General features: G+C 65.7%; 17 protein-coding genes. 10 read left to right on the plus strand and 7 right to left on the minus strand.

From position 1 onward, the window contains the following. Positions 1–168: 168 nt before the first annotated feature. Positions 169–1044 (minus strand): alpha/beta hydrolase family protein, encoded by an 876-nt coding sequence (locus F9929_RS13960; RefSeq protein ID WP_152047196.1) that lies wholly within the window; start codon positions 1042–1044, stop codon positions 169–171. Positions 1045–1265: 221 nt separating this feature from the next. On the opposite strand from F9929_RS13960, the gene F9929_RS13965 reads away from it, so the two are divergent. Genes F9929_RS13965 through F9929_RS13975 form a run of 3 tightly spaced genes read left to right on the plus strand, consistent with a single transcriptional unit; the run spans position 1266 to position 4103 of the window. Next, complete coding sequence (locus F9929_RS13965) at positions 1266–2396, plus strand: GGDEF domain-containing protein (RefSeq protein ID WP_152047197.1); 1131 nt, start codon at positions 1266–1268, stop codon at positions 2394–2396. Between the two features lie 51 nt (positions 2397–2447). Beyond that, a complete protein-coding gene (locus F9929_RS13970) occupies positions 2448–2669 on the plus strand; it encodes a BrnA antitoxin family protein (protein ID WP_152047198.1) in 222 nt (73 codons plus the stop codon). A gap of 51 nt (positions 2670–2720) precedes the next feature. Then, positions 2721–4103, plus strand: a complete 1383-nt coding sequence (locus F9929_RS13975; protein ID WP_152047199.1) for an ABC1 kinase family protein — start codon at positions 2721–2723, stop codon at positions 4101–4103. 18 nt (positions 4104–4121) lie between these two features. Here F9929_RS13975 and F9929_RS13980 read toward each other — a convergent pair whose 3' ends face one another. Together F9929_RS13980 and F9929_RS13985 are read right to left on the minus strand one after the other, a co-directional pair. Next, entirely contained in the window at positions 4122–4310 is a 189-nt protein-coding gene (locus tag F9929_RS13980; RefSeq protein ID WP_152047200.1) for a hypothetical protein, read from the minus strand. Positions 4311–4417: 107 nt separating this feature from the next. Beyond that, positions 4418–5053: a hypothetical protein gene (locus F9929_RS13985; RefSeq protein WP_152047201.1), complete on the minus strand. Its 636-nt coding sequence runs from the start codon at positions 5051–5053 to the stop codon at positions 4418–4420. Positions 5054–5399: 346 nt separating this feature from the next. Here F9929_RS13985 and F9929_RS13990 point away from each other — a divergent pair, with 346 nt between their 5' ends. From F9929_RS13990 to F9929_RS14000, 3 genes are all read left to right on the plus strand, one after another. After that, positions 5400–6062: an HAD-IA family hydrolase gene (locus F9929_RS13990; RefSeq protein ID WP_152047202.1), complete on the plus strand. Its 663-nt coding sequence runs from the start codon at positions 5400–5402 to the stop codon at positions 6060–6062. Between the two features lie 111 nt (positions 6063–6173). Next, a complete protein-coding gene (locus F9929_RS13995) occupies positions 6174–6578 on the plus strand; it encodes an FxLYD domain-containing protein (protein ID WP_152047203.1) in 405 nt (134 codons plus the stop codon). 118 nt (positions 6579–6696) lie between these two features. After that, entirely contained in the window at positions 6697–8301 is a 1605-nt protein-coding gene (locus tag F9929_RS14000; protein WP_152047204.1) for an adenylate/guanylate cyclase domain-containing protein, read from the plus strand. Between the two features lie 28 nt (positions 8302–8329). On the opposite strand, the gene F9929_RS24045 is transcribed toward F9929_RS14000, so the two are convergent. Next, entirely contained in the window at positions 8330–8488 is a 159-nt protein-coding gene (locus F9929_RS24045; RefSeq protein WP_193227763.1) for a hypothetical protein, read from the minus strand. Between the two features lie 184 nt (positions 8489–8672). Between F9929_RS24045 and F9929_RS14005 the strand changes: the two genes are divergently transcribed. The 3 genes from F9929_RS14005 to F9929_RS14015 all read left to right on the plus strand — a co-directional run bounded on the left by F9929_RS14005 (position 8673) and on the right by F9929_RS14015 (position 10616). Then, the gene (locus F9929_RS14005) at positions 8673–9230 is read left to right on the plus strand and encodes a sigma-70 family RNA polymerase sigma factor (protein WP_152047205.1); all 558 of its coding nucleotides are present in this window, start codon (positions 8673–8675) and stop codon (positions 9228–9230) included. Further along, positions 9227–9958 (plus strand): anti-sigma factor, encoded by a 732-nt coding sequence (locus F9929_RS14010; RefSeq protein ID WP_152047206.1) that lies wholly within the window; start codon positions 9227–9229, stop codon positions 9956–9958. The genes F9929_RS14005 and F9929_RS14010 overlap by 4 nt, the downstream gene beginning before the upstream one ends. A gap of 115 nt (positions 9959–10073) precedes the next feature. Beyond that, entirely contained in the window at positions 10074–10616 is a 543-nt protein-coding gene (locus F9929_RS14015; RefSeq protein WP_152047207.1) for a fasciclin domain-containing protein, read from the plus strand. 79 nt (positions 10617–10695) lie between these two features. On the opposite strand, the gene F9929_RS14020 is transcribed toward F9929_RS14015, so the two are convergent. Continuing rightward, entirely contained in the window at positions 10696–11100 is a 405-nt protein-coding gene (locus tag F9929_RS14020) for a host attachment family protein (protein WP_152047208.1), read from the minus strand. A 190-nt stretch (positions 11101–11290) separates the two neighbouring features. Between F9929_RS14020 and F9929_RS14025 the strand changes: the two genes are divergently transcribed. Next, positions 11291–11539, plus strand: coding sequence for a hypothetical protein (locus F9929_RS14025; protein WP_152047209.1), 249 nt, complete (start codon positions 11291–11293; stop codon positions 11537–11539). Here the strand turns inward: F9929_RS14025 and F9929_RS14030 are convergent. Continuing rightward, positions 11521–12282: an SDR family NAD(P)-dependent oxidoreductase gene (locus F9929_RS14030; protein ID WP_152047210.1), complete on the minus strand. Its 762-nt coding sequence runs from the start codon at positions 12280–12282 to the stop codon at positions 11521–11523. The two genes, F9929_RS14025 and F9929_RS14030, sit on opposite strands and share 19 nt — an antisense overlap. Before the next feature lie 94 nt (positions 12283–12376). Further along, the gene (locus F9929_RS14035) at positions 12377–12568 is read right to left on the minus strand and encodes a helix-turn-helix domain-containing protein (RefSeq protein ID WP_193227764.1); all 192 of its coding nucleotides are present in this window, start codon (positions 12566–12568) and stop codon (positions 12377–12379) included. Between the last annotated feature and the right edge of the window lie 7 nt (positions 12569–12575).

A 12575-nucleotide genomic window follows, 5' to 3' on the forward strand; every position in this document is an offset into this window, starting at 1 on the left:
CCAATGCAATCGCTCAAACGCTCTCCGTCCCTTGGTATCTGCGTCGGGACGCTTGTCGGAATGGCGATGGTCGCGGCGCCGCTCGCCATCGTCGCATTCGCTTAAAATATCCTCAGCCGTTGGGGAGGGCGTATTCTTCTCCAACGGCGTCTCGGGCCGTTCTTCCTTTCAGCGCCCTTCCTCGAAGAAGCGCAGGCTTTGCGCGGTTTCTTCCGGGATCGACGATGTATGATCGCCGGGCACGATGCCATGGCGGACATCCAAGCCTTTCGCCTTTGCCCGATCGGCGGTCAGCCGGATCGCGTCCTCGCTGCGCGTTTCGGCCGAGCCGTGCAGCATCAGGACCGGGCATTTGAAGCTTTGCGCGAAGCATAGAGCCGAGCGCAGTTCGAACTCCTGCGGGTCGCTCGCATCGAACCGGATGTCTTCGGGAAAATGTCGGAAGAAGGCCCTGGCGTCGGGATTGGGCGAGAAGGCGGCCGCGGCGCGAAACAAGGGCGAGGCCAGCGCGCCGAGCAAGGTCAGCGTGCCGCCGACGCTGTGGCCGGCAAGAAAAACCCTGGCCGGGTCGACGCCAGGAAGCCTCGCCAAGACGTTTGCGGCGGCGATCACGTCGTCGGTCTCCTCATAAAAGCCGGAAAAGAAGCCGGGCTGGCCGTTTTCGGCCCGAAGCGCCGGCATCATCGCGATATAGCCGGCGTCCCGATAGGGTCGCGTCAGATCCCAATGTCCGTGCCAGAGCGCGTTGCCGCCGTGCAGGAACAGAACGGCCGGCCGGTCGGCTCGTCCACGCTCGGCTTCCTCGGAAACCCAGGCCGCAAGTTCCAGATCGCCCGAGCGGTAGTCGATCCGCCGCGCATCCCCCGGCGGCGTCAGGTTGTCGCCCTTGTCCGGCGCCGGTCCCTGACGAAGAAGCTTCGTTCGAAACGCGGACCGCGCGACGGCATAATCCTCGGCGATCAACGGCGGATCGGTCGCCGCGCCGGATGCGGTGCCGGACATCACTGCGCAGGCGGAGGCGGCAAGAAAGGTGCGACGGTTCATGCCCCATCATTGGCGCGGCGTTATGGCGGCAAAAAGGGCGGGCGCTTGGATGAATGGGTGTGGGTTTTTCCCCTCTTTTCTCGATGGCTTCCGATGGGACTGCGAAAGACTAACCGCCTACGGAATATGCTTGGCCGTCTCAACAGTCCTTAAAGCCACTGAGCTTACTCCCTGTCGGCACGAGCGACGGGTTCGCGTTCCTACCGAAAGGCCACGACACGATGGGCGAGAGTTTCGCCTGGACGATTCCCTTGATCCATTTCGGATTCGGGGTGCTATTCCTGGCAGCGAACCGCGCGGGAGCCGCTCGGGAAGCGCGGCTCTGGGGCATCGGTTTCCTTCTCAGCGGCGCTGCCTTCGCGTTGCCGATGGCCGAGGCCTTGGTTCCCGTCGAAGCCGTCGCCGTCAGCGCCGATATTCTCTTCGCCCTTTCGTTCTACTTCTTCAGCGGCGCGCTTCTGGCGCGTTACGTCAAGCCCCGCCTGATCGGGCCGCGCCTTGCGCTCCTCGGTTTTGCCGTTGCCGCGTCGCTCGCGGCGGTTCTGGTGATCGGCAGCCTGGCGGTGGAACTCGTCCTGTCGGACGTCACCTGCGCGGCGCAACTCATCCTCGCTTTGGTTGTCGCGCGTTGGCCCAGACCATGGCTCGATCGGGTCTTGGTCCTTCTGTCCTGGCTGGTGGTCATCGAGAATCTCGTGCGGACCGCGAGCATCCCCGTCACGGCTGCAGGCGCGACTTTCTCGACCTTTTCCCAGACGGTCTACGGCTATGTGATGCTCGCCTCCGGCATCGTCGGCGGCATCGCGTTCGCGTCATGCGCGCTGATCGCCGTCATGACCGACGTCATCGCGAACCATCGCCGCGACGCGCTGATCGATCCCCTGACGGGCCTGTTCAATCGCCGCGGCCTCGATGCCGTTGCGGCGCAAGGGCGCGCGGAGCGCACGGACGGGATCGTGATCTGCGATCTCGACCGTTTCAAGCGGGTGAACGACACCTGGGGTCATGCGGTCGGCGACCGGGTGCTGGTCGCCTTGTCGGACCTCATCCGCGCGGCGCTGCCGCCGGGCAGCGTCGCCGCGCGCACCGGCGGGGAGGAGTTCGTGTTGTATCTGCCGGGATACGATCTCGCTCGCACCAGAATGGTCGCCGAACGCCTTCGCGACGCCATGTCGGTCTTCGAATGGTCGCGAACGGGCATCGAGGGCCGCCAAACCGCGAGCTTCGGGCTGGCCGTCCGCACCAGCCGGCAGAGCGACGAGTTCGAGAGCGCGTTGCGCCGGGCCGACATTCACCTTTACGAAGCCAAGCGACGCGGACGCGACCAGATTCAAGGATTCGCGCCGGTATAGGTTTTCGCGCGCCGCCCGGCAGCGAGTGATACGAAAAGGAGGATCGAAACGATGCGCCGACCCACGAACCCGCGCGATGCCGCCGAAGCCGCCTTCCGCAAGGCGACCGTCCCTCAACGCACGCCCGATCCGCAGCCGGCTGCCGTGCCGGGCGTCAAGGAGATGGTGTCGCTCAGGATCGACCAGGACGTTCTGCACCACTTCCAGGAGGACGGTCCCGGCTGGCAGGACAGGATCAACGCTGCGCTTCGCAAGGCCGCCGGCCTTTCCTGAACTCGTCCGGCGCGCGATTGGTCGCGCCGCCGGCAGGGATCGCCGCGCTAGATGCTGCTCCTCGCATATGAGGAGCGTCACGTGCCGAGCCGTCCACCTTTTCCGCCTCGCGGCCTTCCCGTCCCGAGCGGCCGCTTGTCGCGTTTGGCGCGCTTCGGCGGCATGGCGGGAGGCGTCGCGGGCGGCGTTCTCATGGAAGGCGCGCGGCGGCTTGCACAAGGGAAACGTCCGCGCCTCGGCGATCTTCTTTTGACGCCCGGCAACGTGTCGAAGGTCACCAATCGCCTTGCCGAAATGCGCGGCGCGGCGATGAAGGTCGGCCAGCTTCTGTCCATGGATGCCGGCGATGTGCTGCCGGCGGAACTTGCCGAGATCTTGGGGCGTCTGCGCGCCGATGCCGAACCCATGCCGAAAGCGCAGGTTCAGGCCGTTCTCGACCGGCAGTGGGGTAGGGGCTGGGAAAAGCGCTTCGACTATTTCTCCTTCCGGCCGCTCGCCGCCGCCTCCATCGGGCAGGTGCACCGCGCCCAGACAACCGACGGCCGCGATCTTGCGGTGAAGGTGCAGTATCCCGGCGTGCGGCAGAGCATCGACAGCGACGTCGACAACGTCGCGACGCTTCTGCGCATCGTGAACATCGTGCCGCCCGGCCTCGACGTGGCCCCGCTTCTGGCGGAGGGCAAACGGCAGTTGCACGAGGAAGCGGACTACGAGCGGGAAGGCCGATACCTGCGCCGGTTCGGCGAACTCCTAGTGGAGGACCCCGCCTTCATCGTTCCGGCGATGCACGACGATCTGACGACGCCGGACGTCCTCGCCATGAGTTTCGTGAAGAGCCGGCCGATCGAGGAACTGGGGCAAGCGCCGCAGGAAGAGCGCGACCGTATCGCCACGAGGCTCATCGATCTGGCCTTCCGCGAACTCTTCCGCTTTCACCTGATGCAGACCGATCCCAATCTCGCGAACTACCGCTATGAGCCGGAAAGCGGCAAGATCGTGCTTCTCGACTTCGGGGCGACACGCGCCTTCTCGCCGGAGCTCGGCCAGCTTTATCGCCGTTTGACGGAGGCTGCCATTCGGGGCGATGCCGCCGGGGCCGAGGCCGAAATGACCGCCATCGGCTATTTCGATGGAGCGACCGCGCCCGATATCCGCGAGGCCGTGATCTCGATGTTCATGATGGGGACGGAGGGATTGCGCACCGGCGGCATCTACGATTTCACTGATACAGCGATGCTGGACGAGTTGCGGACGCGCGCGGAGACGCTGGCGGCGGACCGCGCCGTCCTGCCGCTTCCGCCGATCGACGCTTTGTTTCTTCAGCGCAAGTTCGGCGGGCTCTACCTCCTCGCGCGCCGTTTGCGCGCCAGGGTCGATGTCGGGACGCTGATCGCGGGTCTCGACGAGAATGCCCCCGGCGGCATCCGCCGCTGAGGGCTTGTTTGAAGCGGATCAGGCGAAGTCGTTGGCGACCGCGTCGTTCGGTTCGACATCGCTCGGCAGCGGATCGCCGGAGGGTTCGGGCAGATCGGATCCGATCCCATCGTCTTCCATGGGCTCGCCGACGAGATCGTCGTCGAACTCCTCGTCGGGGATCGGCTCCTGTGCGTCGGCATCGGGCAGTGTCGGCAGGTTCGACATGAAATCCTCCACATCTCGATAGAGGCTTAAGCGGTCGCGCGTGGCCCGGTTCCTTGTTGTTTCGTCGCCCTGCCACTTGGCCGCACCGGCAGGCAAGCTTGCCGCGCCTATTCGGCTTCGGGAGTTGCCGTCGGACCGGTGCGAAGGGCGGCGCGGATCGAAACGAGATCCACGCCGATGATCGGCTTCGGTATCTTGAAATCTTCCGGCCGGCCCGCGCCCGCGATGCTGGTGGTGCCGGCGCCGGCGGTTGAGGAGCCGCCGCCGATGGAGGATGCGCCGGTGCCCGACAGCGTGTTGGGGCTTCCCGATGTCGCGATGGTGCCGGCATTCACCGAATTGACGTTGGTTTGACCGGCGGTGGCTTCGGCCTGCGTGGTGGAGGATGTGTCGCCGCCTTCGCGCCCTCCGGCGGTGTTGGGACCGAGGTCCCAGGTGTTTTCCTGGGCAAGGCCCGCTTCCCCAGGGTTCGCACTGCCGCCACCCGTCAGTGCGCGCGCGCCGGACGTCACGGGCGCTTCCACGGGCGACGCCGTTGTTTGAACGCCGCCGGCTGCACCGCCAACCGCGGCTGCGCCGCCGGAAGCCGCGCCACCTGCGGACGCCCCTCCCGCGGACGAGCCGCCGGCCGCCGATTGAGCGGAGGCGGGTCCGACGGCGAGGGGCGTAACGCAAAGGCCCGCTGCGACCAGCGCGCTGGCGACGAAGCAATTCGACGCAATGAATCTACGGCGATATTCCATGGAGCCTCCCAAATTTCTTGGTTTCTATTGGAGGCAGATACGGAGATCGGTCCGTTTCAGCTTCATTCTTGGATGAGTAAAGATGATTAGCTAGCGGATGGGCGGTGAATCATTATCGGAAACTCGAGAAGATGCGCCGAAAGAGCTAGATCAACCGATGAGTTCTCGACTAGATTCTTGCCGAGAGCGCTGGATCAGCCGTCAATCCATGATCTTGTCGGCGCCGATCGCTTCTTTCCTTCTTCGACGGAAGTTTCGGACGAACCTCTCACGGGAGGGTCACATATGGCGGATAAGAGCGGAAACGGATAAGCCGCCCCGAACCCTTCTTCGCGAGTTTCTTTGAATGACAAGCCATCACGGTCGAACCTTCGGCGCCTTTCTGTTCGACATGGACGGAACGGTGGTCAATTCGCTGGCGGTGGTGAACCGCGTATGGGCGGAATGGGCGGTGAAGCACGGCGTCGAGGTGGAGTGGTTCCTGCGCACCATGCATGGCATGCGCGCGGTGGAGAACATCCGTCGCCTCGCGCTGCCGGGGATCGACATCGAGCGGGAAGTGGAAGACGTCACGATCGCCGAGCTTGCGGATGTGAACGGCATTCTCGCAATCGAAGGCGCGCTCGATTTCCTGTCCGCGCTTCCGCCCGAGCGTTGGGCGATCGTGACGTCCGCCACGCGTGAACTCGCGACCCGCCGCCTTCGGGCCGCCGGCCTGCCGCTGCCGGCGGTGCTGGTCACGGCGGACGACGTGGAGCGCGGCAAGCCGGCCCCCGACTGCTTCCTCCTCGCCGCCGAACGTCTCGGCGTCCCGATCGCCGAATGCCTCGTCTTCGAGGACGCGCCGGCGGGCATCGAGGCCGCCGAAGCGGCCGGCGCGGCGGTCATGGTCGTGACCGCCGCCCACGCGCACCCGTTCGAGACGGCGCATCCGAGCATTCCCGATTATGCGCTTCTTCTTCCCTCGCATGACGGCGAAGCGGGCCTCAGGATCGCCGACGCCGCCTGAGGCGGCGGGCCTCAGCCGTCGTCCGGTTCGAGGCGGAAAAAAGGCATTCGAAAAGCCGCGGGCAAGGCAGTGGCGTTAGGGTCGGCCCAACATCCCGCGAGGTTTTTTCCCATGCGCCATCCTCCGATGTCCGCCGTCACGGCGCGACGCCTGCTGACCGTTGCGAGCGTGTCGATGCTTGCTCTGGCGCTCAGCGCCCCGGTTCGCGCCGAAGGGGATGCCGACCTCGATCTGAAGCCGGCGGACTTCTCGCCCGACGAGACCGTGGCGATCCGCGTCGACGACCTGCATCCGGGCGAAACGGGAACCGAGATCGCGGTGACGGTCGCCAACCGCACCGACCATGCCGTGACGGCTTCGGTGGAATGCAGCCTCTTCGATGCGGAGCGCGAAAGCTTAGGCACCGCGACGGGGAGAACGGCTGCGATAGGGGCCGGCGAAAGCGCTTCGCTCGTCGTGATCGCCGAGGCCGACGGGGCCAAACGCGCTTACTGCCAGGTCCACCGGACCCCCTGATCGAAGGCTCAGGAAGGCGCGGAAAACGAGGCGGCGGAACGAAGCGCCTGTTTCTCCGGTTTGGTGCGGGATCACGTGCAGTTTCGCGCGCGGGTTCCTGCACCACCATGAGCCGCCAATGCTATCGGTAAAAGTCGGGCAGGGCGCTCTTGCGCCCTTGTCTTATGCGAAGGGAAGCGCGGGCACCGAGGGCCTCGCGGATTTCGTGCGAAGCGAGCTGAAGCAGGCGGTCGGCGAACTGGAGGCTCTGGTGGACGTCGTCTGCGACGACCCCGGCGACCGGGCCGTACCTTTCGCATCGGATCTGGCGCGGATGCGGTCGGCCTCCGCGCATCTTGCCGGCAGCACCGCCGATCTGGAAACGCGCCTGGCGGACGACCCCGCCGCGGAAGGCGCGCTCGACATCCGCAAGCTGCGCCACGATCTTCGAACGCCCATCACCTCCATTCTCGGCTATGGCGAACTCGTCGCCGAGGAAGCCGCCGACGACGGGCAGGCCGCGCTCGCCGGCCGGCTCGAAGAGGTCATCGCTTCCGCCCAGCGCCTCCTCCAGACACTCGACAGGCTGTCCGCCTTTCTTCCCTCGAACACGACCTCCTTGCCGGAGGCCCACCCGGCCTGCGAGGCCGGCGATGTGGTCGGCATCATTCCCGCGCCGTCCCGCAACGCCGCCCCCAACGCGATCCACGGTCGCATCCTCGTGGTGGACGACAATCCGGCGATGCGCGACCTGATCGAGCGGCGTTTGACGCGCGAAGGGCACGAGGTGACCGTCTGCGGCAGCGGGGAGGAAGCGCTGGCGCGGGCGAGCGAGGGCGGCGTCGATCTCATCATGCTCGATCTTCTGATGCCGGGCATCGACGGCCTTGAAGTCCTGCGCCGCTTGAAGGCGGAGGCCGGCGCGACGCCCATGCCGGTGATCGTCATGTCGGCGCTGAACGAGGCGGAAGCGGCGGTGCGCTGCATCGAGGCCGGCGCCGACGACTACCTGTCGAAGCCCTTGGACGAAACGCTGCTTCGCGCCCGCATCGGCTCGTCCCTGGAGCGCAAGTTCCTGCGCGACCGCGAGCGGCAGACGCTCGAACTCCTGCGCCACGAGCAGGAGCGTTCCGAAATGCTTCTGCGCAACATCCTGCCGGGGAGCGTCGTGGAACGTCTGCGGGCGGGCGAAACCATCATCGCCGACCAGTTCGACGACGTGACGGTGATGTTCTGCGACCTCGTCGGCTTCACGTCGCTGGCGTCGCGCCTCAAGACCGCCGAAACGCTGCAACTTCTGGAAGACATCTTCTCGCGCTTCGACGCGCTTGCCGACCGATACGGCCTTGAGAAGATCAAGACGATCGGCGACGCCTATATGGTGGTCGGCGGTATTCCGGACCCGCTCGCCGACAGCGCGGGCCGCGTTCTCGGCATGGCGAGCGAGATGGCGAGGGAGGTGCATTCCACCCTCCATGGACCCGCCCTCGACATCAGGATCGGCGTGCATACCGGGCCGGCGGCCGGCGGCATCATCGGCACGAAGAAGTTCTTCTACGATGTCTGGGGCGACACGGTGAATACCGCGAGCCGCCTGGAAGCGGCCTGCGAGCCGGGCCGGGTCCATGTTTCCCGCCAAACGGCCGAAGCCGCTTCGCCGGCATTCTCGTTCGAAACGCGTGCCCCCATCGATCTCCCCGGAAAGGGGCTGATGCAGACTTTCTATCTCCGCGGGGCCTCGTGAAGACGGGAGGCCGGGCCTGCCTTGCCGGTCAGTCGATCTCGCCGCCGAGATCCTCCACCGGCTTCTCGGTTCGGTGGCTGTCCACGATCTTTTCTGCCTCCGCGGGCGAAATTTTTTCGGGCCCGTTCTCGTCCCGTTGTTCCGCGCCTTTCTGCTTGTCCTCGGGCCGTGTCGGAATGTTGCTCATGGTTCCTCCTGCCTTCCGTCGGGTGCTGGAGAAAGCGCGCGCCCCAGCGAACGTTCCCGCCTTGTGTCCCCATGAAAATGGCGTAACTCACGAGAATCGCTCCATCCTTCGATCAGTGGTCGTTGACTTTCCCTGCGTCACATTGTTCGCCTGTCGAACCAGCGAAGCTTGAGAGCGAGCCATCGTGACGCCTGATGAGGGACGAGAGCATCTGACCGAGCAGCTCCAGGCGGTGGCGCGCGGGGACCGGACCGCACTCGCGCAAATTTATCATCTGACTTCAGCGAAGCTTTACGGACTTGTCCTGCGTATCTTGTCCAACAGGGACGAGGCGGAAGACGTTTTGCAGGAAGTGTATCTGACGGTTTGGAACAAGGCGGATCGCTTCGATCCGACGCGCGCGAGCCCGATCAGTTGGCTCGCCGCCATCGCCCGCAACCGGGCGATCGACCGCCTGCGCGCGCTTCGCTCGCGCTCCGGCCACGATTCGGCCGAGGCCGCCAATGATCTGCCGGACGAAGCGCCGGGGCCTTTGCACCTTCTGGAAACGGGGGACGAGGCGCGGCGGCTCGTCACATGCCTTGAAACGATCGATGAGCGTACTCGTGGCGCCATCGTTTCCGCCTTTTTCGGAGGCAGGACCTATGAGGAACTGGCGACCAGCGCGGGAATGCCGCTCGGAACGATGAAAAGCGCCATTCGACGCGCATTGATCCGGCTGCGAGGGTGCCTCGAACCATGAGCGACACCATCGATCCGCCCGAAGACGACGACGACCTGATCGCGGCGGAATATGCGCTCGGCCTTTTGGGCGAGCGCGAGCGTCTGGTTCTGGAACGGCGCATGCGCACCGACGAGACCCTTCGCCGACGCGTCGAGGAATGGGAAGAGCGCGTGTCTCCGCTCCTGATCGGCGTTCAGCCGGTGGAGCCGCCGGCCGGCGTTCTGGCTTCGGTGGAAGCCAAGCTCGACGGGGCAGGCTATATCCCGACCCTTCCGCCTCCGGCCATCGCGACCGCCGCGAACGACAACCGCGTGTCGCGCGGCTGGAAATGGCTGGCGCTCGGCACCTCGGCGTCTCTGGTCGCCAGTCTCGCGATGCTGTTCGTGGTGACGAGCATGCCGGAAGCGGCGCGCGACGCGCCCTTGACCACGGTGATCGCGGCGAGCGGAGGGGGCGGCGCCCTTTATGCCGCCGTGATCGATCCGGAAACGGCACGCGCGACCTTGGTGCCCGTCGTGACCACCGCCGATCCGCGCTATGCGCGCCAGCTTTGGGCGATCGCGCCGAACGCGCAGCCGCGCTCGCTCGGGCTTCTGCCCCTGGCGGGGTCGGCGGAAATCGGCATCGCGCCCGAACTCCTTGCCGGCGGCGTCGTGCTCGCGATCTCGCAGGAACCGCCGGGCGGTTCGCCCACCGGCCAGCCGACCGGCCCGGTCGTGGGAACCGGGCAGTTGCAGCGCATCTGACATGCCGAAAGGAGCGGCGAGAAAAAATCTTTCCGCTCCCTGCATCCGAGCCTGCACCTCGATCCGTATCTTCCGCGCCTCTCAAGTTGGAACGAGGCGACGGGAGACAGAACTCATGAAACGCTTCACCATCGCCGGTGCCGTTCTTGCCGCTTCGCTCGGCCTCACCGCGCCGACTTTCGCGCAGGTCATGGTCGGCGGCGCGCCGATGTATGCGTCCAAGACCATTGCGGAAAACGCGCCGAACGCGCCGAACCTCACGACCCTGGTCGCCGCCGTGAAGGCCGCCGGCCTCGTCGAGACGCTGGCGGGCAAGGGACCCTTCACCGTCTTCGCGCCCACCAACGCGGCTTTCGAGAAGCTGCCGGCCGGCACGGTCGATACCTTGGTGAAGCCGGAGAACAAGGCCAAGCTCACCCAGATCCTGACCTATCACGTCGTATCCGGCGACTATACCGCCAAGGAACTGATGACCGGCGCCAAGAAGAAGGGCGGCATGAAGCTCACCACCGTGGAGGGCGAGCCGCTGACCGTGAAGATGTCGAAGGGCAAGCTCGTGGTGGTGGATGCCAAGGGCGGCATGAGCCAGGTGCAGACCGCCGACGTCAAGCAGAAGAACGGCGTCGTCCACGTCGTCAACTCGGTTCTGATGCCCTGATCGACGATAAAATTTCTTGTTTCATGGAGGCGGCGCCACCCGGCGCCGCTTTTTCTTTTTCGCGCCGGGGAAGGCGCGCTCAGGCGGCCGCGATGGCCTTTTCGATGTCGCCGCTGGTTTGCCCGGTGAGATCCTTGGAAATCTCGCCGACGAGCGCTTCCTGAAGTTTGGCGTGGTAATGCTTGCGCAACTCGCCGAGCGCTTTGGGCGCCGCGATCACCACGAGCTTCGTCAGCTTGCCGGACACGGCCTGCGCGTTCAAGAGCGACGCGACGCCGGCGACGAAGCCGTCCTCGTCCTGCGTGCTGTCGTCGGGATTGGCCGAACTGCTGGCGTGACCCTGGCCGCCGCTCTTGTTGTCGGTGTCGACCTTGGGCGTCGGCAGGGCGTTCAGCGAGGGATTGTTGTCGTCGCCGCCGTTCTGGAACAGGCTGAGTTTCTGGCCGTCCAACACCGCGACCGTCGCGCCCTTCGGAATTTGCATCACCGTCTCCATGTTCGTGCCGCGAGCTTCGGATCGAGTCGCGGTCGGACCCGGCTAACGCGTCGGAACGCCGATGGCTCCGACGAACCGCGCCGGGCTGCGACAATCGCCGGCATTGCGGTTGGCGCGGCAGCGCGCGATGGAAGCGCCCGCCGGACGCTCCCACCGGCCATGATTGCCAGAACCCTCGATGTTTCTTCGCCTTTCCGACCTTTCGCCGGCCCAGACCGCACTTCTCGTTCGTCTCGACGACGGTTATCCGCACGACGACAGCGTCGGCACGATGGTCGGCGACAACCGCGTTTCCTGGCTGGAAACCGCCGACAGCCTTCAAACCCTCGGGCTGGTGGAATTGTCCTTCGGTTGGCGGCGCAGCTTCTGGCTGCGTCTGACCACGAATGGCCGGCGGCTTCTGTCCGGTCAGCTCAACGGCGGCTGACCGTTCGAGGCGGACAGGCCGCCATCCACCGGCAGGTTGACGCCGGTGATGTAATGGGCGTCCTCGCTGGCCAGAAAGGCGATCGCCCCCGAAATGTCTTCGGGCTGCGCGCCGCGCCCCATCGGAATGCGCTCCTCGAACTTGGCGACGAGCTCCGGCTGCTCCTTCATGCCTTCGGTGAAGGGCGTATAGGTGAGGGACGGGTTCACCGCGTTGACCCGGACGCCCGCCTTGGCCTCGTCCATCGCGAGGGCACGCGTGAAGTTCGTCACCGCACCCTTGGCGGCGCAATAGAAGCTGTGGTTCCAGTCGCCGCCGAGGCCCGAAACCGACGAAACGTTGACGATGCAGCCCTTTGAGCGGCGAAGCGCGACGATACACGCCCGGCTCATCTGCACGACGCCGTAGAGGTCCGTTTCGATCAGTTTCGTGAACTCGCTCAAGTCGCCTTCGTCCAGCTTGCCAAGGTGGTCGAGCCCGGCATTGTTCACGAGGACATCGATGCGTCCGAAGCGCTCGACCACGAAATCGGCGAGCGTCCGGCAGGAAGCCATGTCGCTGACATCCACCGGATGGGTCTCGACGCTCGCATCGAAGCTGGCGGCGGTCTGCGCGAGCTTCTCGGCGTTCTTGTCGCTCAGCACCACGCTTGCGCCTTCCTCAGCGAAGCGCCGCGCGGCGGCTTCGCCGATGCCCGAGGCCGAGCCTGTGACAATGACGACCTTGCCTGTGAAACGTCCCATATCCGCTTTTCCCGAATGATTGCCGGTTCGGGGCAGAAGAGGGAAAAGGCGGGCTGGGTTGCGTGGCCCGCGTGGGAAAGTCCCGCACCGGCGCTTAGCGAAGCAGGGCTTCCACGCTGACGCCGAAATAGGAGGCAAGCGCCCGCAGCGCCTTCTGCGGCACGGATCGGCGCCCCTGCTCGATGGAAGCGACAATGGCAGGCGGCACCTTGGCGCCTTCCGCGACCTCCTCGATGGTCTTGCCATCGGTGACGCGCAGGCGAAGAAGATTGTCGGCAAGCGGCATGGGTTTT

The sequence above is a fragment of the Aureimonas psammosilenae genome (assembly GCF_009176975.1).
GTDB lineage: Bacteria > Pseudomonadota > Alphaproteobacteria > Rhizobiales > Rhizobiaceae > Plantimonas > Plantimonas psammosilenae.